The organism is Pseudomonas sp. OVF7 (assembly GCF_030644265.1).
Taxonomy (GTDB): domain Bacteria; phylum Pseudomonadota; class Gammaproteobacteria; order Pseudomonadales; family Pseudomonadaceae; genus Aquipseudomonas; species Aquipseudomonas gorinensis.
The window spans coordinates 6560585-6579774 of the sequence record NZ_CP128996.1; the positions used below are offsets into that span (position 1 = coordinate 6560585).

21 protein-coding genes are annotated in these 19190 nt (G+C 60.3%); 15 read left to right on the top strand and 6 right to left on the bottom strand.

Features of this window, described 5'->3' with window-relative positions:
* Positions 1–8: 8 nt before the first annotated feature.
* On the top strand, positions 9–380 hold the full coding sequence (locus QU606_RS29855; protein ID WP_024077309.1) for a PH domain-containing protein: 372 nt from the start codon (positions 9–11) through the stop codon (positions 378–380).
* A gap of 80 nt (positions 381–460) precedes the next feature.
* Here QU606_RS29855 and QU606_RS29860 read toward each other — a convergent pair whose 3' ends face one another.
* Positions 461–979 carry a hypothetical protein gene (locus QU606_RS29860; RefSeq protein ID WP_304997904.1) on the bottom strand — a complete coding sequence of 173 codons (519 nt, stop codon included), beginning with the start codon at positions 977–979 and terminating at the stop codon, positions 461–463.
* 244 nt (positions 980–1223) lie between these two features.
* Between QU606_RS29860 and QU606_RS29865 the strand changes: the two genes are divergently transcribed.
* Genes QU606_RS29865 through QU606_RS29875 form a run of 3 tightly spaced genes read left to right on the top strand, consistent with a single transcriptional unit; the run spans position 1224 to position 3291 of the window.
* Positions 1224–2378: an S-type pyocin domain-containing protein gene (locus QU606_RS29865; protein WP_304997906.1), complete on the top strand. Its 1155-nt coding sequence runs from the start codon at positions 1224–1226 to the stop codon at positions 2376–2378.
* Between the two features lie 7 nt (positions 2379–2385).
* Positions 2386–2643: a colicin E3-like toxin immunity protein gene (locus QU606_RS29870; protein WP_304997907.1), complete on the top strand. Its 258-nt coding sequence runs from the start codon at positions 2386–2388 to the stop codon at positions 2641–2643.
* A 24-nt stretch (positions 2644–2667) separates the two neighbouring features.
* A complete protein-coding gene (locus QU606_RS29875) occupies positions 2668–3291 on the top strand; it encodes a DUF3916 domain-containing protein (protein ID WP_024077313.1) in 624 nt (207 codons plus the stop codon).
* Here QU606_RS29875 and QU606_RS29880 read toward each other — a convergent pair.
* The 3 genes from QU606_RS29880 to QU606_RS29890 form a co-directional block, all read right to left on the bottom strand.
* The gene (locus tag QU606_RS29880) at positions 3288–3860 is read right to left on the bottom strand and encodes a hypothetical protein (RefSeq protein WP_024077314.1); all 573 of its coding nucleotides are present in this window, start codon (positions 3858–3860) and stop codon (positions 3288–3290) included. The two genes, QU606_RS29875 and QU606_RS29880, sit on opposite strands and share 4 nt — an antisense overlap.
* Positions 3861–4059: 199 nt before the next feature.
* Entirely contained in the window at positions 4060–5412 is a 1353-nt protein-coding gene (locus QU606_RS29885) for a sensor histidine kinase (protein ID WP_304997908.1), read from the bottom strand.
* Positions 5409–6071, bottom strand: a complete 663-nt coding sequence (locus QU606_RS29890) for a response regulator (RefSeq protein ID WP_024077316.1) — start codon at positions 6069–6071, stop codon at positions 5409–5411. Before QU606_RS29890 ends, QU606_RS29885 begins: the two co-directional genes overlap by 4 nt.
* A 147-nt stretch (positions 6072–6218) precedes the next feature.
* Here QU606_RS29890 and QU606_RS29895 point away from each other — a divergent pair, with 147 nt between their 5' ends.
* From QU606_RS29895 to QU606_RS29915, 5 genes are all read left to right on the top strand, one after another.
* The gene (locus QU606_RS29895; protein WP_304997909.1) at positions 6219–6485 is read left to right on the top strand and encodes a PepSY domain-containing protein; all 267 of its coding nucleotides are present in this window, start codon (positions 6219–6221) and stop codon (positions 6483–6485) included.
* Complete coding sequence (locus QU606_RS29900; protein WP_150055697.1) at positions 6485–7030, top strand: cytochrome b/b6 domain-containing protein; 546 nt, start codon at positions 6485–6487, stop codon at positions 7028–7030. Before QU606_RS29895 ends, QU606_RS29900 begins: the two co-directional genes overlap by 1 nt.
* Before the next feature lie 22 nt (positions 7031–7052).
* Positions 7053–8321: an exo-alpha-sialidase gene (locus tag QU606_RS29905; protein WP_024077319.1), complete on the top strand. Its 1269-nt coding sequence runs from the start codon at positions 7053–7055 to the stop codon at positions 8319–8321.
* Positions 8321–8932 (top strand): hypothetical protein, encoded by a 612-nt coding sequence (locus QU606_RS29910; protein ID WP_069076976.1) that lies wholly within the window; start codon positions 8321–8323, stop codon positions 8930–8932. Before QU606_RS29905 ends, QU606_RS29910 begins: the two co-directional genes overlap by 1 nt.
* A gap of 67 nt (positions 8933–8999) precedes the next feature.
* The gene (locus QU606_RS29915; RefSeq protein WP_304997910.1) at positions 9000–11021 is read left to right on the top strand and encodes an LTA synthase family protein; all 2022 of its coding nucleotides are present in this window, start codon (positions 9000–9002) and stop codon (positions 11019–11021) included.
* Here QU606_RS29915 and QU606_RS29920 read toward each other — a convergent pair whose 3' ends face one another.
* Positions 11022–11396, bottom strand: a complete 375-nt coding sequence (locus QU606_RS29920; RefSeq protein ID WP_024077322.1) for a cytochrome c family protein — start codon at positions 11394–11396, stop codon at positions 11022–11024. It lies immediately after the preceding gene.
* A gap of 43 nt (positions 11397–11439) precedes the next feature.
* On the bottom strand, positions 11440–11982 hold the full coding sequence (locus QU606_RS29925; RefSeq protein ID WP_304997911.1) for a demethoxyubiquinone hydroxylase family protein: 543 nt from the start codon (positions 11980–11982) through the stop codon (positions 11440–11442).
* 211 nt (positions 11983–12193) lie between these two features.
* On the opposite strand from QU606_RS29925, the gene QU606_RS29930 reads away from it, so the two are divergent.
* From QU606_RS29930 to QU606_RS29955, 6 genes are all read left to right on the top strand, one after another.
* Positions 12194–12574: a response regulator gene (locus tag QU606_RS29930; protein ID WP_024077325.1), complete on the top strand. Its 381-nt coding sequence runs from the start codon at positions 12194–12196 to the stop codon at positions 12572–12574.
* Between the two features lie 195 nt (positions 12575–12769).
* Entirely contained in the window at positions 12770–13384 is a 615-nt protein-coding gene (locus QU606_RS29935) for a biliverdin-producing heme oxygenase (protein ID WP_150055699.1), read from the top strand.
* The gene (locus QU606_RS29940; RefSeq protein WP_304997913.1) at positions 13381–15624 is read left to right on the top strand and encodes an ATP-binding protein; all 2244 of its coding nucleotides are present in this window, start codon (positions 13381–13383) and stop codon (positions 15622–15624) included. Before QU606_RS29935 ends, QU606_RS29940 begins: the two co-directional genes overlap by 4 nt.
* Positions 15625–15817: 193 nt before the next feature.
* A complete protein-coding gene (locus tag QU606_RS29945; RefSeq protein ID WP_146015748.1) occupies positions 15818–16021 on the top strand; it encodes a hypothetical protein in 204 nt (67 codons plus the stop codon).
* Between the two features lie 120 nt (positions 16022–16141).
* A complete protein-coding gene (locus QU606_RS29950; RefSeq protein WP_304997914.1) occupies positions 16142–18037 on the top strand; it encodes an alkaline phosphatase D family protein in 1896 nt (631 codons plus the stop codon).
* Between the two features lie 138 nt (positions 18038–18175).
* Positions 18176–19189: a GGDEF domain-containing protein gene (locus QU606_RS29955; protein WP_304997915.1), complete on the top strand. Its 1014-nt coding sequence runs from the start codon at positions 18176–18178 to the stop codon at positions 19187–19189.
* The last annotated feature ends 1 nt before the right edge of the window (position 19190 follow it).

The window sequence follows — 19190 nt, forward strand, 5'->3', positions numbered from 1 at the left end:
CCAGGCCCATGATCGACTTCAACAACAAAGGCTTTTTCAAACTCAAACAGAACAACGAATACGCCGAACGCGTATCGGCCCTGCTGCTGGACGGCGAAGAAGTGATCGACGCCTACAAAGCCATGCGCGACGGCGTGGTCTTCACCACCAAACGCATCATCGCGGTGAATGTGCAGGGGATTACCGGCAGCAAGAAGGACTTCACCTCACTGCCGTATAAAAACATCGTGGCGTATTCGGTGGAGACGTCCGGGACGTTTGACCTGGATTCGGAGTTGGAGATTTACTTCTCGTCGCTGGGGAAAGTGAAATTCGAGTTCACCGGCAAGACCTCGATCGTTGAAATCTCCCGGCTGATTTCCAAACACCTGTTGACTTGATCACCACACAAAAAAAGACCTTGGCCCCCAAGGTCTATCGCTGCCGAGACGCTATGAGTGACGCGGGCGGCGCTCAAACATCACGCCACTTCCCAGACCTTGATGACCACTTCTCCATTACCGCCATCATCCAGGATGAGCGTTTCGCTCTTATCCCCCCAGAAACTAATCCGCTGGTACCAATCCAGCCAGTTGCTCTCCAGGTCTTTCTGCTCACTGGAACAAGAGATGACGACCTGGATTTTCAGCGTTTTTTCAGCCTTGGGTACCCACTTCGCCAACTTCAGCCGGTCATTGAGGATCTTGTCTCTCCATTTGCTTTGGGTCCACGCATGCGCTGTCGCAACCTCAAGGAATACCTGCGTCCCCTCGTTTCCGCAGACGCGCAGATCCCCGAGAAACTTTGATGTGTTGTCCGCAAAAGACTGCTTGTAAGCAGGCTTGGGAAAGGCTTCGTAACCCCGGTCAACAAAAGCAGTAAAAATCTCCCAATTGACCCACTCTTCAAATGAGTAGCCGGTATGTGCAAAGCGGGTGACTTGTTTGGCTTTCGGGGCGAAGTGATCAGAGAGAATCTGGCAAAAGTCCTGCAGGGTCATAAGGTCTTCCTTGGGAGTAGTAATGGAGGGTGCCTCAACAACTGATTTACGCGGCTACCCTACGCATTGCTTTATCGTCATGAGGCTGGAAAACATAAAGAGTCGCCTCAAAGGTAGAAAAATACTCGTCAAGACTCGTCGCGTTTCAGCTGACTTTTCTCACGTACTTCATCGAACATTGCGAGTGTCAGGTTTCCGTTATCGTTAATAGGCTCACTCCCTCGCACAAGGAAGTGAGCCCGTCATGTCAGAACGCGCGTATCCCATCACCGAAGAAGAACAACTCAAGCGGCGCATCCTGAGCCGACAGCCGACGCCAGCACCCTATTTTCCGGCAATCGACATATTCGCCCCTCCCCCAGCGCCAACCTCGGCACCCGCCAAGCCAGCCGGTTGCGTTTTCACCAAACCCTGCAAGCTGCCCGACGGCGTCATTCGCTATGCAAACCCCACCGGCTACGTCCCGCTTGAGCTGATCAAGGATTACGGCCATTTCAGCCTGTTGGGCGGGCGCGAAGTCGGTACCCGGGGCGTCGTTGCCCTAAGCAAGATCAGCGGCAGCGCCCTGCCTGTTGGCCTGGGGCAGCTGGCGTTGCGCTCGGCAGTTCTGGAATCGACGGCGGCGGCTGCCGGCACGATGGCGGGGGGTCTGCTCGCCGGTCTGGTGGCGTTGGTGTGGCCATCGGAACTGGGCGATAGCGCGCTGTACAGCGAGGAACAATTGCGTTCGTTGCAAAAAGCGCGCTCGCAAATGCGTCTGCACATTGAGCAGGGCGAGGACGGCACCCTCAAGGGGTATGGGTTTTACACGGGCAACCATGCCGATTGGCAGATGATTGATGTGGTGCAGTTCCAACACCGTGGCGATCAATTCGTGGCGGATTTGGATGAGGGCGTGGAGCTGATTTGGACGCCCGCGGTTGATCCAAGTGACACGCTGGGTATTCCGGCCTTGGAGGCTGCGCCGCAAGCGCCGGTGATCTGGATTTACCCGCCGACGGAGAAGGCAGCGCAGATTCTGGTGAACCCGATTTATCCGTCGGAGTATCGGGATTTTATTCTGGTATTCCCGGTGGAGTCGGGGGTTCGGCCGCTGTATGTGGTGGTTAGTGTTAAGGCTGGGGATCACAAGTACCACAAGGCTCCTAATACGGAACAAATAACTGGCTTTGAAAGCCTGATAAAAGCAAAACCCATGACTCCCAGACAGGGAGGTGCCGGGCTGAGAGAGCGTTGGATTGAGGAAAAAGGCCGGAGGATCTATGAATGGGACTCGCAACATGGAGAGTTAGAAGTTTATCTAGCAAGTGATGGGAGCCATTTAGGTGCGTTCAGCCACATAACCGGCGAGCAGCTAAAAGGACCGAAAAAAAAACGAAACATCAAAAAATATCTATGAGGACCACATGGGGCTAATAGTGAGATTGGAATGGTTCGACAGAACCACAGAGTGGCTACGCGGAACGGAGAACTCAGCGGACTTAGGAAACGACTACTCCGTTATTTCTAAACTTGGGCTGTCGGTAGACGAGGACGTCAATAACGGCATGTTTGAACTGCGGCGGGAATGGCTATCACTAATACAGACACACTTCGCTCATGAGATTGCTCTTTCAGAAAGCGACTACTTCATCGCGTTTGATTACGAAGATACAAACGAATAACGCAGACTTGGAGAATTCAGCTTCATGCGCAGACTGTCACTGACAAACAAAAAACTCCGCAACATCCCCAGGCACCTCAGAGCCCTGACCCGCTGGGCAGATAGCTTCGAAGGCTGCTTTTACGAAGAGTTACCGTCGCAACCCGACTACGTAAATGAAAGAATCCCCGTTATCGAAAATCTTGTGGAAGGTAATCAAACCACACCGAAAATCCTGGCGCATTGCGCTCAACAGTTGATCAAGGTTGCAGGCCACCTGGTTGAAGCACGATCAGACGAAGACCCTGAGTGCTGGGTTGTTGCCTGCATTATGGTCCCGGACATGTTCTCCAGCCGAGTCTGTGTCTACACCGACAAAGCCCGCTATCTCGGCCACACCCAACCCTTCGACTACGAGTACTTCCGCCAAACCCGTATCACCGGCCGAAGCCTTGCTCGTGAATGGGAGTTGGTCGTTCCGCCAGGCATCCACGAAGCTGGCTTTCACTTCATCCACGAGGACGAAAAAGGAAACGTTTTCGAATCAGAGCATTGGTACTTCGGCGAAGTCAGCACGACCGATGAAGACCCCGGCGGAGAGCGCTGGAAGTATCAAACCTTCAGGTCCTTCCAAGCGCAGCACTCGCATTTGTTCGGGCCGGCCATCTAACCCTCTTTCGCCTCACTCCCCTCCCCCCCAATCAACACCCGATTCGCCGGATCCGTAATATCAAACACCTGCTGCGCACAGCCAGAACGGTCAAACTTGAACTGGAACTCCACCAGATACACCTTGGCCTTCTCCGGGCTGAACGTGCTCATCACCGGCCCGCAGCTGTAGTAAGCCCCAGTGCCCTGGCTGCGCGCCGAGCTGGACACGGTAAGTTTCTTGCCAGGATCCGCCTGGATCTCCAACTGTGGAAAACGCTTGAACCCGGCGCTGGCGACAGTCTGGTTGAGCTTGGCGATCCAGTTGAAGACCTTGCCTTCGCCGGTGTCCATCACGGTGCCAAGCGTTTCCGGGCGTTGGTCGGGGTCGCCTTCGCGACGGATGGCGAATTCGACGGGGTTGGTGCCGCCGCTGGCCTTCATGATGACTTTGGCGTGGTCCGCGTCGACGGCCACGGTTTTCTGACGGAACTGGATACCGTCCTTGAGCAGGCTGGGCGATGAGTCACGTTGGTTCGATTGGCAGGCGCACAGGGCCAGGGCGAGGGAGAGCAGCGCGATTCGCTTCACGGGAGGATGTCCTTATCAGGGTGAAAGACGATGATAACTGGACCGGTGATTAAACAGAATGTTCCGCAGTGGAAAGTCCGCGATGCAGCACTGCGGCCTGACAGGCTTACCGAGGTGATCCCATCGCGGCCTCGCCGGGGCTCGACAGCTCCCACATTTGATCTTCGTCGCGACTGACATTGCGTTCACACATTTCGCGTCAGCTCTCGTCAAACACCAACCGCGCGCACAACCCGCCTCGCTCACGATTATGCAGCGCCAACCGACAGCCGATCTTGCCGACGATCATCTGCACAATCGCCAGTCCCAGCCCTGCGCCATTGGCGTTGCCCTGGCTGTAAAAGCGCTCGAACAAGCGCCCGATTTGCGCCTCATCAATCCCCGGGCCCTGGTCTTCCACGCTCAAGCAATGGACGCCAATCACCACTTTCACCTCGCCCCCCAGCGGGGAGAAGTTGAGGGCGTTGGTCACCAGGTTCTGCAACGCAATGGCCAGCGCCACGGGGTCGGTCTCGACCCAGCACTCCTCGTTCCCTTCCAGCACCAATTCCACGTCTTTTTCCATGGCCAGCGGGGTCAACTCGGCGAGCTCTTCGCGCACCAACTCGGTCAAGTGCACACGGCTGCGCGTAGGGTTGTTCAGTTGCGGTTCGATGCGCGCCATTGTCAGTAACTGGCTGCCAATGCGCGTCGCACGATCGACCCCATTGACCAGAAAATCCAACGCCTCACGCCGTTGTTCTTCAGTGCCGGCGATTTGGGCGTTTTGCGCATGGATCCGCAGGATCGCCAGCGGTGTGCGCAGCTCATGGGCCGCGTCAGCGATAAAACGGCGTTCGCGTTCGAGCAGCTCGTCGACTTGGACCAACAACCGATTGAGCGCGGTTTGCATGGGCTCCAAGTCGCTGGGCAAGGGCTTGAGGTGCAGCGGCTGCAAGGTGTCGGTGTTGCGCCCGCGAATCTTGCGGGCCATGGCCCGCAAGGGCTTGAGGCCCCAGCCGATCACCAGCCAGATCAACAGCGCCAGCAGCGGCACGCCGATCAGGGTCGGCCAGAGGGTGTGGCGCACGATGCGCTGGATCAGGTCCTGGCGAATGTCGTCGCGCTCGCCCACCCAGATCAGCAGGCCCTGTTGCGGGTCGGCGAGGAGGAACGCGCACCAGTCGTTGCCGTTGTCCACAATGTCATGGGCGCCGAGGGTAGCCGGTGGGGCCGCCAGCACGGGCGCCTCGGTGGAACGCACCAGCAACTCACCATCGGTGCGCCACACCTGGAAGGTCAGGCGGGTTTCATAGGGATGGGCAACGCCCTCCTCACCCACGCGACTCATGGCCTGGTCAAACGCCTCATACAAACGGTCCCAGTCCGCTTCGCCGGGGTCGCGTTGGCGCAGTACGCCTTGCAACAGGCGTGCGCTCTGGGCGAGTTGCGCATCGTAGACTGCTTCGATTTCGTGGTGGCTGTCGCGCAGTACCAACCAACTGATCAGGGCGTCGCCCAGCAGGATCAGTACCAGGACGGGAACGAGGATGCGCGCGCGAACGGAAGTCATGGTTTAAGCACCAGCACATAACCCACGCCGCGCACGGTGCGAATCAGCTCGGTGGATAACTTCTTGCGCAGGTTATGGATCAATACTTCCAGGGTGTTGCTCTCGACACGGTCCTGCCAGCCATACAACGCGCGCGACAGCCGCTCGCGGGTCACGACTTTGCCGGGGCGCACCATCAGTTGGTGCAGCAGTTGGTATTCCATGGGGGTGACGATGATGTCCTCATCCTGATAGCGCACTTGCTGGGTGGCCGGGTCGAGGCTGATGCCAGCGTGTTCCAGCATCGGTTGCGCACGGCCCTGGCTGCGGCGCAACAAGGCGCGCACACGGGCCTTGAGCTCCTCCACGTCGAACGGCTTGACCAGGTAATCATCGGCACCGGCGTCCAAACCGGCGATGCGCTCGGCGGTGCCGTCGCGGGCAGTGAGGATCAGCACCGGCAGGTCGTGCTGCTCGGCGCGCAGTTGCTGCAACAGATCCAGGCCATCGAGGCGCGGCAGGCCGAGGTCGAGCAGCAACAGATCGAAGCTTTCCGTGCGCAGGGCATGCAAGGCCGCGACGCCATCCTGCAGCCAGTCGAGGGTGTAGCCCTCAGCGCCCAAGGCCACCCGGATCCCTTGGCCGAGGGCACGGTCATCTTCGACAAGCAGCAGGCGCATAACGAATTCTCTGTAGGAAACGGCGGCATCATGCCGGGTTCTGAGCGGGGCTATTTCGGGAAAGATGTTACGACTCGTTGCCAACTAAGCTTGCACTAAGGTTGGTTTTGCACTGTGAAATCTCCCACAACTGCTGAGAGCTTTTCCATGCGCAAAATTCTCCTGCTGTCCCTGGTCATCGTCAGCCCCCTGGCCCTCGCCGGCCCGCAGTGCACCACCGCCGAGCGTTCGCAATGGCAAGACGAAAAGGTCTTCCAGGACAAGCTCAAGGCCGAAGGCTACGAGATCAGCAAGTTCAAGGTCACCGACGGCAACTGCTATGAGATCTATGGCTTCGACAAAGACAAGCGCAAGGTCGAGATCTACCACGACCCGGTCACCGGCAAAGCCGTGAAGACTGAGATCAAGGGCTGATGCCAGGCGAATCCCTGCGCCTGTGGGACCCGCTGGTGAGGCTGTTTCATCTGTCCATCGCCGGGGTCTTCGTTGCCAATTACTTCTTTAACGAAGCAGGCGACGACTGGCATGTCTGGCTGGGCTACTACGCCATGGCCTGGCTGCTGGTTCGAACCGTGTGGGGATTCATCGGGCCGCGCAGTGCGCGTTGGGCAGATTTCTGGCCGACGCCAAAGCGGCTCAATGCCCATGTACGCTCGCTGCTCAATGGCCGGCCGCACCACCGCCTGGGCCATTCGCCGCTGGGTGCGCTGGTGATGCTGCTGATGTTGCTGGCCCTGCTGACCATCGGCATCAGCGGCTTCCTGATGCAGGAAGTCGACGCCTTGTGGGGCGCCGACTGGCCGCAGCAGATCCACGAGACCGCAGCCAATCTACTGCTGGGCTTGGTGAGCGTGCATGTGCTGGCGGCGGTATTCGAAAGCATCCAGGTACGGGACAACCTGCCGTTATCCATGCTCACCGGTCGCAGGAAGCGCCTGCCGGATGAGCGTGCGCAGTAATCCTTTTCCCGACAGGTGCTCTATGCGCTCCGCTCTATTGATTTGCAGCCTGCTCGCGGTGTTTTTCGCCGCCTGGCAGAGCCATCCGCCCCATGTACTGGCACCGTTTGCCGAGGCCAGCCCGAACACCGCCAAAGTTGCGGCGCCCGCGCAGTACAGCAGCCGGTTCGTGTCCTCCCAGCTCACCGACTTTGTGCATTCCTCTTCCGTCACTGCCCTGCCTGGCGGCGACCTGATGGCCGTGTGGTTCGCCGGCTCGCGCGAAGGCGCCGCCGATGTGCAGGTGCGCACCGCACGCTTCGATGCACGCACCGGGGAATGGGGCGCCGAGCAGGTGCTGGCGACCCGGGAAAGCACCCGCGACGGCACCCAGCGTTATATCCGCAAACTGGGCAACCCGGTGATCGCCATGGCGCCGGACAAACGCCTGTGGATGTTTTATGTGTCGGTGTCGGTTGGCGGCTGGGCCACCAGTGCGATCAACGTGATGGTGTCGGACGACCTCGGTGCGAATTGGTCGGCGCCGAGGCAACTGGTGACCTCGCCATTCTTTAACATCAGCACCCTGGTGCGCGCCGCGCCGGTGTTCCACGCTGACGGCTCCATCGGCCTGCCGGTGTACCACGAGTTCATGGGCAAGTTTGCCGAGTACCTGTACTTGAGCGCCGATGGCGCAGTGATCGATAAATTCCGCATCAGCCGCGGCAAGAACTCCCTGCAACCGACCATCGTGCCGCTGGACGGCAAGCGCGCCATCGCAATGCTGCGCTACGCCGGCGACACCCATCACCGCGTCCTGGCCAGCCGCACCGAAGATGCCGGGCAGACCTGGAGCGAGCCCTATCCGCTGGAGCCGGCCAACCCCAACTCGTCGCTGGCGGCAGTCGGCACGGTGGACGATGGTTTGCTGGTGGCCCTCAATGACCTGCAAGACGGCCGCTTCAAGCTCAGCCTCTACGGCACCGACGCCCAGCTCAGCCAATGGCGCACGGTGGCACAGTTGGACCAGTCTCCGGACCCGCTCGGCCAACCGTTCTCTCCCGAAGCTTACAAAGCGATCATTGGCGAAGGCTTCCGCGCCTCCAGCGGCGCCAAGCGCCTGCCCTTGGAAGAGCGCTTTCTCAGCAGCCTGGATTACCGCGTATGCAAACCCCGTGGCTGCGATTTCGAGTACGAGTACCCCTATTTCAGCCGCAGCCCGGACGGCATGTACCACCTGGTGTACTCGTGGAATAACACCTTCATCAAACATGTCAGCTTCAACGAAGCCTGGCTGGAGGAGCGTCTCTGATGGTTTCTCTGTGGCAAGCCCACTTGAGTTTTGTGCTGCTGGGGTTTGTGGCGCTGTGCGCCCTGCGCGTCACCGCACCTTGGCGACCGTGGTTACTGCCGGTGCTGGTGGCGGTGAGTTTTATCCCAGTCAACGAGCTGCCACTGGCAGCGTATGTACGCAGTTTTACCGATGACCTGGCGATCAGCACGTTGGTGTTGCTGGCGTGGGTGGGGCTGTGTCGATTGGGGGTAGTGCAGCCGCTCAGGCGCCCCCATCAGGTGCAGATGTTGCTGCTGTTTGGCCTGCTGAGCCTGGTGCTGTATCCGGCCACGTTGGGCCTGACCTATGTCGACCCGTACCGTTGGGGCTTCAACCCGCGGCCGATGATCGTACTGGTGGCGGCCACCGCCCTGTTGATGCTGTGGCTGCGTAATACGCTGGCGGTGTGGATGTTGGCGATGGGCACGTTGGCTTTTGCGTTACGGCTCAAGGCGTCGGAAAACTATTGGGATTATCTGGTCGACCCGCTCTTGGCGGGCTACTGCGTGGTCGCTGGACTCATGCAACTAAAACTGTGGGAGGGCGCTTGCTGCCGATGGCGGCGTGTCAGTCAGTACATCCGGCACTGAACGCCCCCCATCGGGAGCAAGCCGCTCCCACATTGGACTTGTGTTGTTTTAAACAGTGGGAAAATAGATGAGTGCGTTGCAATCACGCCGCCTGCGCTATGGCGTGGGCGCGATCGGGTTGATGTTTGTGTTGCTGGCGGCATTGCGGCTGGTGTTTGTGCTGGGTTTTTCCGGCCTGGATTTGAACACCCCGGCGCTGTTGGAAACCCTGGGTATCGGCCTGCGTTTCGACCTGCGCCTGGCGGTATTGATCCTGCTGCCGCTGGCCGTGCTGGCGTGGTTGCCGCGCTGGAACCTCACCACCCTGCCGGCCCTGCGCTGGCTGGCGCGCGGTTATCTGGCCGTCGCACTGGCGGTGGTGGGGCTGGTCTACATCATCGATTTCGGCCACTACGCCTACCTTGGCGTGCGTATCAATGCGACGGTGCTGCGTTACCTGCAAGACGCGCAAATTTCCCAGCAGATGGTGTGGGAAACCTACCCGGTGCTATGGATAACCGCCTGCTGGCTCGCGGCGGTGGCGCTTTGGGTCTGGGCGTTGGTCCGCCTGGAGCGGTTGACCCTGGATCGAGCGCCCACCGCCATCGGCAAGCCGGCACTGGCGGTGGTGAGTGTGATGGGTGTCGTCGCGGTGCTGCTCGCCCTGCTCGGGCGTGTCGCCCATCTCAACCTGGAAAACCCGGTACCCCTGCGCTGGAGCGATGCATTCTTTTCCGGCAACAGCCAACTGGCCGCCGTGGGCCTGAACCCGGTGCTGTTTTTGTACGACACACTCAAGGTCGGCCAATCGCAGTTCGATGAAGCCCAGGTCCGCCAGTATTACCCGCAAGTCGCCCAGTACCTGGGCGTGGCCCAGCCCGATGCCCAGTCCCTGAGTTTCATCCGCGAACAAGGCGTGCAACCCTATCGGCTGGGCGGCGAGCAACCGCCCAACGTCATCTTCGTGATGCTCGAATCCCTCGGCACCAGCGCCGTGGGCGCCTACGGCAACCCGCTCAACCCCACGCCGAACCTGGACCAGCTGGCCACACAAAGCTGGTTTTTCAAACACTTCTACGTCCCCGTCACCGGCACTGCCAAAACCGTGTGGGCCAGCATCACCGGTGTGCCGGATGTCACCCGCCAGGAGACGGCCACGCGTAACCCGCTGATCACCCGGCAACACACGCTGATCAATGCGTTCGAGGGTTACCAGAAGTTCTACATGATCGGTGGCAATGCCGGCTGGGCGAACATCAATGCACTGATCCGCCAGAGCATCGACGGCGTGCAGCTGTTTGAAGAAAGCCACTGGCGCTCGCCCCGGGTCGACGTATGGGGCATATCCGACCTGGACCTGTTCAAGGAAGGTGACGCGCTGTTACGTGCCGTGCCCAAGGGCCAACCGTTCTTCGCCTACCTGCAAACCTCGGGTAACCATCGGCCCTTTACGATCCCCAAGTTCAACGACGGCTTCGAGGTCAAACACCTGTCGCTGGAGCAAGTCCAGGCCGCCGGCTCGCGCAGTGTCGAGCAGTACAACGCCGTGCGCCTGCTGGACTACAACATCGGGCGGTTGATGGAGATGGCCAAGGCGGGCGGCTATTACGACAACAGCATTTTTGTGTTCTTCGGCGACCACAACACCCGCATCAGCCAGATCCCGCATATGGCGCCGGCTTTCGAGCAGTTAGGCTTGGAAAGCAATAACGTGCCGCTGCTGATCCACGCGCCCGGCCTGTCACCACGGGTCATCGAAGAGGCCGTCGGCCTGGCGGATCTGCTGCCCACGGTGGCCGGCATGGCGGGCATCCCTTTTCGCAACGGCACACTGGGCAGGGATATCCAGCAACCCGCACCGGAGGGCGAGCGCATGGTGCCGTTGGTGTTGCGCGAAGGCACATTCCCGATCATCGGTGGCGTAACCCAGGACTTCCTGTTGCAGATGCAGCACGACGGCAGTTCCCCCACCCTGCATGACCTGGCATCAGCGACGCCCCGCGACGACGTCGCCAACCAGCACCCCGAGGCCTTTCAACGCCTGCAGGCGCTGACCCGGGGGCTGCATGAGAGTGCGCGGTTGATGCTGTTCAGGAATGTGCGGGAATGATCACTGGGGTTGGAATGTCTCGAGGTAGGCCAGGATATTGTCGATCTTTTCCGGGTCACTGATGCCCCAGAAAATCATGCGCGTGCCGCTCACCACCTTCTTCGGCGCCTCGATATAGGCCGCAAGCTTGTCTCGGGTCCAGACCACGCCGGAGTTCTTCATCGCGTCTGAATACTGGTAGTCGGTGGTGGTGCCGGCGGGGCGGCCGATGATGCCGTTGAGTTCGGGGCCAAACCCACCGCGGGCCCCTTCGCCGATGCTGTGGCAACCGCCGCAGGTCTTGGCGAACAGCTTGCCGCCCGCCTCGGCATCACCGGCGGCATACGCCGAGCCCGTACTGAGGACCAGGGCGAGGGAAAGGAAGGCGTACTTCATGAGTGACTCCACATCGGACGGTACCGGTCATTATGCCTGCTTGTCAGGAACGCATGCCCATCCAGATCACCGCTTCGGTCCAGGCGGTGACCACGGGCGTCAACAGCCTGAACCATGGGTCACTCACATCAATCTGCGCCGCCGATTGGTCATGGTGGTGCTGCTCTTCAGCCACGATGGACGCAATGGCACTGACCGCCTGCGGGTCGATGTCACGTAGGGTGTGCAACTGATGAGCCAGGTGCTTGAGCACGACGCTTTCGACCGCGACGGTGGTGGTCATGATGGCTTTGCGGCCGCACAGGCCGGTGATCAGCCCCAGCACCAGGCCACCAAGCCCGCACAGCCAATAGCTGCGGCAACGCGGATAGCCGCGGCGCTGTAGTTCAGCCTTGAATACCGCCCGGTGGCGGCGTTCGTCGTCGAGAAACTGCGTGAGTTCGGCCACCAGGGCCGGGTTGAACAACCGCGCCATGAACCGTTGGCCACTATAGATGCAGATCGCACCGTGCTCACCCGCGTGGTCGACCTTGATCATGCGGTTGCCGAGGGTGTTGTCCAGTAAGGGCGAGGCGGGGGCATCCACGGTTGACGACCTTGTTCAAATGGCTCGGATATCGGGCCTGTCCCTGATTTTCGCGCAGGGTATCCTGGCGCAGGCACTCTGCGCCAGGCAAACGAGCGAACCTGGCCTGCCAGGCTTCGATTGACCATCCATCGCATATAAAACTTCCAATCGAACCTATTCGACCAGCGTCCACTCCACCCTACTGAACCCTGATGGTGGAGTAAGGATCATGGCTCAGCCATCGATTTTGGTATTGGAAGACGACGAGATCATTCGATCGTTGATGGTGGATGTACTGGAGGAATTCGGGGCGCTCGTGACCTCGTTTCCTTCGGCGGATGAAGGCATGATTTTCCTGGAGCGGGCCGATGACCGGGTGGACCTGATTGTCAGCGATATCCAGATGCCTGGCCTGTTGAACGGCTATGACTTGAGCCGCGTGGTGGCGCACCGTTGGCCATCCGTTCCGGTGGTATTGACCTCAGGCAACCGGGCCATGGCTTCGCAATTGGGCGCCAGCGTGAGGTTTTTGCCCAAGCCGTGGAGCACGGAGCACCTGCTCGAATGCGTGCAAACGGCCTTGACCCAACAGGAATCTTCCATGCACTAATAGCGTCGCGACATCACTTGTGCCGAACTTCGGCACCGGCATCGGGGTCATTAATGAGGCAGGGAGCGACTTTTCTGATCCGCTGGTCAGCACATTCGCCTTTCTCGTTCAGTTGACGGCCATCGGTTGTGTAGAATCGCCGCCCATTTCCACGCGTCATTCATGGTCGCAAGACCCACAGTCCGAGCTCACCGAATGCACTCACAGGCCCATGACGTAGATGCGCCCTCCTTACTCGAAGCGCTGCGGGCGGGCACTGCCCTGCTGCATGTCGCCCTCGAAAAGCGTCTGCCATTTTTCTCCGAGCGCCTGGATGCCCACTGGTACGAGCGCCTGCTCCGGGCGTACTACGGGTTTTATCGCCCGATGGAAGCCGCGTTGTACGACAGTGACTTGATCCCCGACGGATTCGACCAGGCCATGCGTGTGAAAACGCCCACTCTGGTCAGCGATCTTCACGCCCTAGGCTTGAGTGACGCTACCATTCATACCCTGCCGCCTTGTACAGACCTGCCCCGCCTCGACACTCCCGCTGCCTGCCTCGGTGCCCTGTATGTACTGGAAGGCGCGACCCTGGGCGGCCAGGTGCTGCGCCGGGAAATGGCTCAGCGCCTGGGCCTGGACGCGGACAACGGCGCTGCGTTTCTCAATGTGTACGGCGCCGAGACCGGTCGGCGCTGGACGGATTTTCTCGACTTTCTAGGCCGCCAGCCATTGGACACGCCCGCCAGACAGCGCGCGGTAGACGCGGCCCGTTCGACATTCAGCTGCTTTGAGCAATGGCTCGACAGCCAGGAGGTACTGCTATGAAACCCGAAGATTTTGAAAAGCTGCTTACCAACTGTGCCAACGAGCCGATCCGTTTTCCGGGGGCGATTCAACCTCACGGCGTGCTACTGACGCTGTCAGAACCTGAGCTGAATATCATCCAGGTCAGCGCCAACGTGGGCACCTTGTTCGGCCACGCACCCGAGACACTGCTGGGCCAACCCTTGCATATGCTGATCGGTGCCGAGCACGGCCAAGCCGTACAGGCCATGGCTGAGCACAACAGCTTTTTCGACGCGCCGCCGCTGCACGTCAGCCTGAACGGCGCAGCGTTCGAAGGCCTGCTGCACCGTCACCAGGGTGTGCTGGTACTGGAGTTCGAACCGCACCTCAAGGATTTCCACCCACGGGCGCTGAATGGTCGCACCAGTGACTTGGGCAAGATGCTGCAACGCCTGCAATCAGCGAAAACCCTGCAAGCACTGTACGAAATCAGCGTGACTGAAATCCAGGCCATGACCGGCTATGACCGCGTGCTGATCTATCGCTTCGAAGAAGAAGGCCATGGCCAGGTGATCGCCGAAGCATCGGCACCGTCCATGGAACGGTTCAACGGGCTGTTCTTCCCCGCGTCCGATATCCCGGAGCAGGCCCGCGAGCTGTACCGCACCAACTGGCTACGCATCATCCCGAACGCCGCCTACGAGCCGGTGCCACTGCTGCCCAAACTGCGCCCGGACAATGGCGAGCCCCTGGACCTGAGCTTTGCCACTCTGCGCAGCGTGTCGCCGATTCACTGCCAGTACATGCAGAACATGGGCGTGCTGTCGTCCATGAGCATCTCGCTGATGAAGGGTGACACACTCTGGGGCCTGATCAGTTGCGGCAATCGCGAACCGCTGCTGGTGCCCAATGAATTGCGCATCGCCTGCCAGACCATCGGCCAGGTGCTGTCGCTGCAGATCAGTGCCATGGAGGCCCTCGACCTGAGCCGTCAACGCGAAGAAAAAGTCGAAACGCTGGCGCTGCTCGATGCCGCCATGAAAGCCTCTGAGAACACCGTGTTCGATGGCCTGGCCCAGCACGGTCAATGGCTCATGGACCTGACCCTGTCCGGCGGCGTGGCGATCATCGAAGACAAACAACTGCACCGCTACGGTAACTGCCCGGAGCCGGCGCAGATCCGTGCGCTGCATCAGTGGTTGCAGGAAAGCGGCGAGCCGGTATTCGCCAGCCATCACCTGGCCTCGGTCTACCCACCGGCGGCGGCGTTTCAAAAGGTCGCCAGCGGGGTATTGGCCATGAGCCTGCCTAAGCCGGTGGACAACGGTGTGCTGTGGTTCCGCCCGGAAGTGAAAGAAAACATCAACTGGAGCGGCGACCCGAGCAAACCGCTGGACCTGGAAAACTCCGACGCCGGCCTGCGCCTGCGCCCACGCACCTCGTTTGAAATCTGGAAAGTGGAAATGGCCGGCATCTCCACCAAGTGGAGCCATGGCGACCGCTTTGCGGCCAACGACCTGCGCCGCTCCGCACTGGAAAATGACCTGGCGCGACAGGTACTGCGCGAGCAACAGGCGGTGCGGGCCCGTGATGAACTGGTGGCGGTGGTCTCCCACGATCTGCGCAACCCGATGACGGTCATCTCGATGCTCTGCGGCATGATGCAAAAGACGTTCAGCTCCGAAGGCCCCCACACCTCGCGACGAATTTCCTCGGCGATCGACACCATGCAGCAAGCCGCCGCGCGCATGAATGTGCTGCTGGAAGACTTGCTCGACACCTCGAAAATCGAGGCGGGACGCTACGTGGTCAAGCCGGTGGCGCTGGACGTTGGCCAGATGTTCGAGGAGGCCTACTCCCTTCTCGCGCCGCTGGCGCTGGAAAAAGGCATCGACCTGTCCTTCAACGCCGAGCCCGGCCTGCAGATCAATGGCGACCCGGAGCGTCTGTTCCAGGTGCTGTCGAACCTGATCGGCAACGCCATCAAGTTCACCCCGCGCCAGGGCAATATCGGCATCAGCGCCATGAGCAACGGTGAAGAAATTGTGGTCTCGGTACGCGACTCCGGTGATGGCATTGCACCGGAGCAGTTGCCCTATGTGTTCGACCGCTACTGGACCCAGACCGAAAACAATCCCACCGGCAGCGGGCTGGGGCTGTATATCACGCAGGGCATTGTCCAGGCCCACGGAGGAAAAATCGTTGCCGAAAGTGAGGTGGGGCGTGGCAGTGAGTTCCGTTTTACCGTGCCCAAGGTGATTGAAGGCACTCACACCTGATGCTTGAAGATCGGGGCCCGGACGGATGTTCGAACCTGCATGACCGAGCCATTGCGCTGCATGGCCATGGCTCGATAACGATCACCGGGTCATGTCTTGACGCAAGGCGTTTATAGGCCAGCCCTTTCCCTCTCTGTAGGTTCGATGTGCGTTGATCACGCTGATTCAACGCCCCGACAGAGCAGAGGTTTTCATGATCGATATCTTTTTTGGCTCTACCGCTAACTACTTCAACCCCCACCGGCAAGTCGAAGCCGCGCCTGAACCACAAAGCCGACCGACGCAGCAGCAAACGCCGGAGCAGGAATCGACCACTGATACCCACAACCAGGGCACGCCCCGGCGAAACACTCGCTCTGGCAACCTGGAGAGCCTGGGTAACGGTAACGTGCTTTAAGCAGTAAAGAGAGGGGCCACTTTTACCGGCCCCTTTCCTTTGCTCGACATCCCGCCTTGACAAAAAAGCGACATCCGCTGGTTTACCCTTGAGGCCCTTTACCACCGAGCCGCTATTCCTATGCTTCAAGCTGGCACCCTGCCCGCCGTCCTCGCCGGCCCTATGCTGCGACGTCTCGAGCCCCAGCGCCTGGTGATGTGGCTGATGGGCAGCCGTGAACTGGCATTGACCCTCAAGCTGCAGGTTGCCGGGCAGACACTGGCGTTCCCACTGGCTCAAGCGCAATGCCAAGTCGTGCCCGTAGGGCGCCATGCGTTTATCCATTTGATCGACCTCCCACTGGCCGATGCCCTGCCCCAGGATGTGATGATCGGCTACGACCTGCTGGTCGATGGCACCGGCATTGCCGAGTGGGCGCCACACTTGCTGTATGGCAACGCCGACACCCCGGGTTTTGTCCTGCATAGCCGCATTCGCCAATTGGTGCACGGCTCCTGCCGCAAACCGCACCACCCTGCCGACGAAGGCTTGCTCTGCGTCGATCGCCTGCTGGCCAGCGCGCCCACGCCGGCGGAGCGCCCCGCGCTGTTGATGATGAGCGGCGACCAGGTGTACGCCGACGATGTGGCCGGGCCGATGCTGCGGGCGATTCACGCCTTGATCACATGCCTGGGCCTGTTCGATGAATACCTGGAAGGCGCGGTGGTGGACGACAGCGCCAGCCTCTATGGGCATCGCGCGAGCTATTACCACCGAGCGGACCTTTTGCCCGCCCTGGACAGCAACGAGACCCTGCGCGAACGCTTTTTTGGCGGCGTGAAGAAACCGATCTTCACCAGCAGCACTGCCGACAACCACCTGGTGACCTTCGCCGAAGTGATGGCGATGTATTTGCTGGCCTGGTCGCCCACGCCCTGGCGCCTGATCACACCGCAGCCACCGCAACTGAGTGCCGATGAACAGCACCGGTATGCCCGAGAGCAGGTGCAACTCGATCGATTTCGCGATGGCCTGCCGGGTGTGGCACGGGTATTTGCCCATCTGTCCACATTGATGATCTTTGACGATCACGACATCACCGACGACTGGAACCTCAGCGCCCAGTGGGAAGAAACCGCCTATGGCCACCCCTTCTCCAAACGCATCATCGGCAATGCCCTGCTCGCTTACCTGCTGTGCCAGGGCTGGGGTAACCAGCCCGAGGTGTTTGGCGAGCTGGTAGCGCAAACCCAGGCGTTGGCCGCCCAGGCGCGCGGCAACCACCTGGACGCCGCCGCCCAGGATGCGCTACTCGAAGCCCTGCTGAAATTCCAGCAATGGCATTACAGGCTGCCCACCACTCCCGCCCTGGTGGTGCTCGACACCCGCACCCGTCGCTGGCGCAGCGAATTCAACCTCAAACAACCCTCCGGCCTGCTGGACTGGGAGGCCTTGAGCGAACTGCAACAGCAACTGCTGGACCACCCCTCGGCCATCATCGTCTCGCCCGCGCCGATTTTTGGCGTCAAGCTGATCGAGACCGTGCAGAAGGTGTTCAGTTGGTGCGGCCACCCGCTGCTGGTGGATGCCGAAAACTGGATGGCCCATCGCGGCGCCGCCCAAGTCATTCTCAATATTTTCCGTCACTCCCGTACGCCGGGTAACTACGTGATCCTCTCGGGCGACGTGCATTACTCGTTCGTGTACGAAGTGCTGATCCGCCACCGCAACGCCGGCCCGAACATCTGGCAGATCACCAGCAGCGGCATCAAGAACGAATTCCCGCCACGCTTGCTGGAATGGTTCGACCGCCTTAACCGCTGGCTCTACTCCCCTCGTTCCCCCCTCAACGGGTTCACCCGCCGTCGCACCATGCAAGTGGTGCCGCATATCCCGGAACATGCCCAGGCCGGCGAACGTTTATGGAACTCAGCAGGCATCGGCCAGGTATTTTTCAACGAACAAGGCCAGCCTGAAGCGATCTACCAGCACAACGCCGACGGGAAGCCTCGGACGAGGATGGTGGCGCCCAAATAATGGCCTATAGCCACACCCTGGAGCCGTGCATCCGCCCTATTCAAAGCGTGCAAGGCCCGTTGTACAGTAGCGTCAGCCACGGAGTATCGGTGTCAATATCGCTGGTCCCAAGTGCCAGCCAACGCAGGGAGCGCACAGATGGACGATACACCTGGCAGCAATTCGTTGAGGAATGACTTTTCTGACCTCAACGCCGATATGTTGCATGCCGTCATGGAACTGGTCAGCGATGGCATTTGGGACTGGAACGCCAATACGGGGTTCGTCTACCGCAACCCGGGCTGGTATGAAATGCTCGGCTACCCCCCCCACTCCCTGGAGAACAGCGTGTTCACCTGGGAGAACATCATCCACCCGGACGATTACCCTCGCGTCATGGCAGTGTTTGATGACTACCTCCAGCGTCGGTCCCCCCATTACCAAATCGAGTACCGTTGCCGCAAAAAAGACGGCACTTACCTGTGGATCGAAGACCGTGGCTACATCATTGCGCGCAACCTCGATGACTCGGTAGCGCGGATGGTGGGCTCCCACCGCAATATCCAAACGCGCAAAAGCTCCATCGAGCAGCTCGAACGGCGCAATCAATCCCTTGAGGCCCTGGTGGCCGAGCGCACCCGCGAGCTGTCACGGGTCAATCAGCAACTGCAATTGCAATTGGAGGAAAACCGCTCCCTGGCCGAGCGTGACGCCCTGACCCGCGTCGCAAACCGTTATCGCCTGGAGAAAGTGCTGCTGGAGGAATGCGACCGGGCAGAACGCTTTCGTTTGCCGCTGGCCTTGGTCGCCATGGACATCGATGACTTCAAGCTGATCAATGATCGACACGGCCATGGCGTGGGCGACCAGACCCTCGTGCGGGTGGTGGAAGGGGTGGAAACCTGCATGCGCCAGGGCGATTTGCTGGCGCGCTGGGGCGGCGACGAATTTATCGTGGTACTGCCCAAAAGCCCGCTGGAGGCGGCGAAAGCGTTGGCCGAGCGCATCCGCCAAAGGATCGCGCAACTGCCCGCCGTGGGCGATTTCAACGTCACCCTGAGCCTCGGCGTGGTGGAGCGGCGTACGGGGGAACCGCCGGCCGCCCTGATGGCTCGCGCCGACCAGGCGCTGTACCGATCCAAGGCGGCAGGCAAGGATATCGTGTCGGAATAAC

Bases quoted from the DNA above. Each gene is read 5' to 3' on its own strand.
- QU606_RS29905 (WP_024077319.1), top strand. From the start codon at position 7,053: ATGCGCTCCGCTCTATTGATTTGCAGCCTGCTCGCGGTGTTTTTCGCC.
- QU606_RS29935 (WP_150055699.1), top strand. From the start codon at position 12,770: ATGCACTCACAGGCCCATGACGTAGATGCGCCCTCCTTACTCGAAGCG.
- QU606_RS29945 (WP_146015748.1), top strand. From the start codon at position 15,818: ATGATCGATATCTTTTTTGGCTCTACCGCTAACTACTTCAACCCCCAC.
- QU606_RS29920 (WP_024077322.1), bottom strand. From the start codon at position 11,396: ATGAAGTACGCCTTCCTTTCCCTCGCCCTGGTCCTCAGTACGGGCTCG.
- QU606_RS29900 (WP_150055697.1), top strand. From the start codon at position 6,485: ATGCCAGGCGAATCCCTGCGCCTGTGGGACCCGCTGGTGAGGCTGTTT.
- QU606_RS29910 (WP_069076976.1), top strand. From the start codon at position 8,321: ATGGTTTCTCTGTGGCAAGCCCACTTGAGTTTTGTGCTGCTGGGGTTT.
- QU606_RS29870 (WP_304997907.1), top strand. From the start codon at position 2,386: ATGGGGCTAATAGTGAGATTGGAATGGTTCGACAGAACCACAGAGTGG.
- QU606_RS29875 (WP_024077313.1), top strand. From the start codon at position 2,668: ATGCGCAGACTGTCACTGACAAACAAAAAACTCCGCAACATCCCCAGG.
- QU606_RS29890 (WP_024077316.1), bottom strand. From the start codon at position 6,071: ATGCGCCTGCTGCTTGTCGAAGATGACCGTGCCCTCGGCCAAGGGATC.
- QU606_RS29955 (WP_304997915.1), top strand. From the start codon at position 18,176: ATGGACGATACACCTGGCAGCAATTCGTTGAGGAATGACTTTTCTGAC.
- QU606_RS29865 (WP_304997906.1), top strand. From the start codon at position 1,224: ATGTCAGAACGCGCGTATCCCATCACCGAAGAAGAACAACTCAAGCGG.
- QU606_RS29885 (WP_304997908.1), bottom strand. From the start codon at position 5,412: ATGACTTCCGTTCGCGCGCGCATCCTCGTTCCCGTCCTGGTACTGATC.
- QU606_RS29860 (WP_304997904.1), bottom strand. From the start codon at position 979: ATGACCCTGCAGGACTTTTGCCAGATTCTCTCTGATCACTTCGCCCCG.
- QU606_RS29915 (WP_304997910.1), top strand. From the start codon at position 9,000: ATGAGTGCGTTGCAATCACGCCGCCTGCGCTATGGCGTGGGCGCGATC.
- QU606_RS29895 (WP_304997909.1), top strand. From the start codon at position 6,219: ATGCGCAAAATTCTCCTGCTGTCCCTGGTCATCGTCAGCCCCCTGGCC.
- QU606_RS29930 (WP_024077325.1), top strand. From the start codon at position 12,194: ATGGCTCAGCCATCGATTTTGGTATTGGAAGACGACGAGATCATTCGA.
- QU606_RS29950 (WP_304997914.1), top strand. From the start codon at position 16,142: ATGCTTCAAGCTGGCACCCTGCCCGCCGTCCTCGCCGGCCCTATGCTG.
- QU606_RS29940 (WP_304997913.1), top strand. From the start codon at position 13,381: ATGAAACCCGAAGATTTTGAAAAGCTGCTTACCAACTGTGCCAACGAG.
- QU606_RS29855 (WP_024077309.1), top strand. From the start codon at position 9: ATGATCGACTTCAACAACAAAGGCTTTTTCAAACTCAAACAGAACAAC.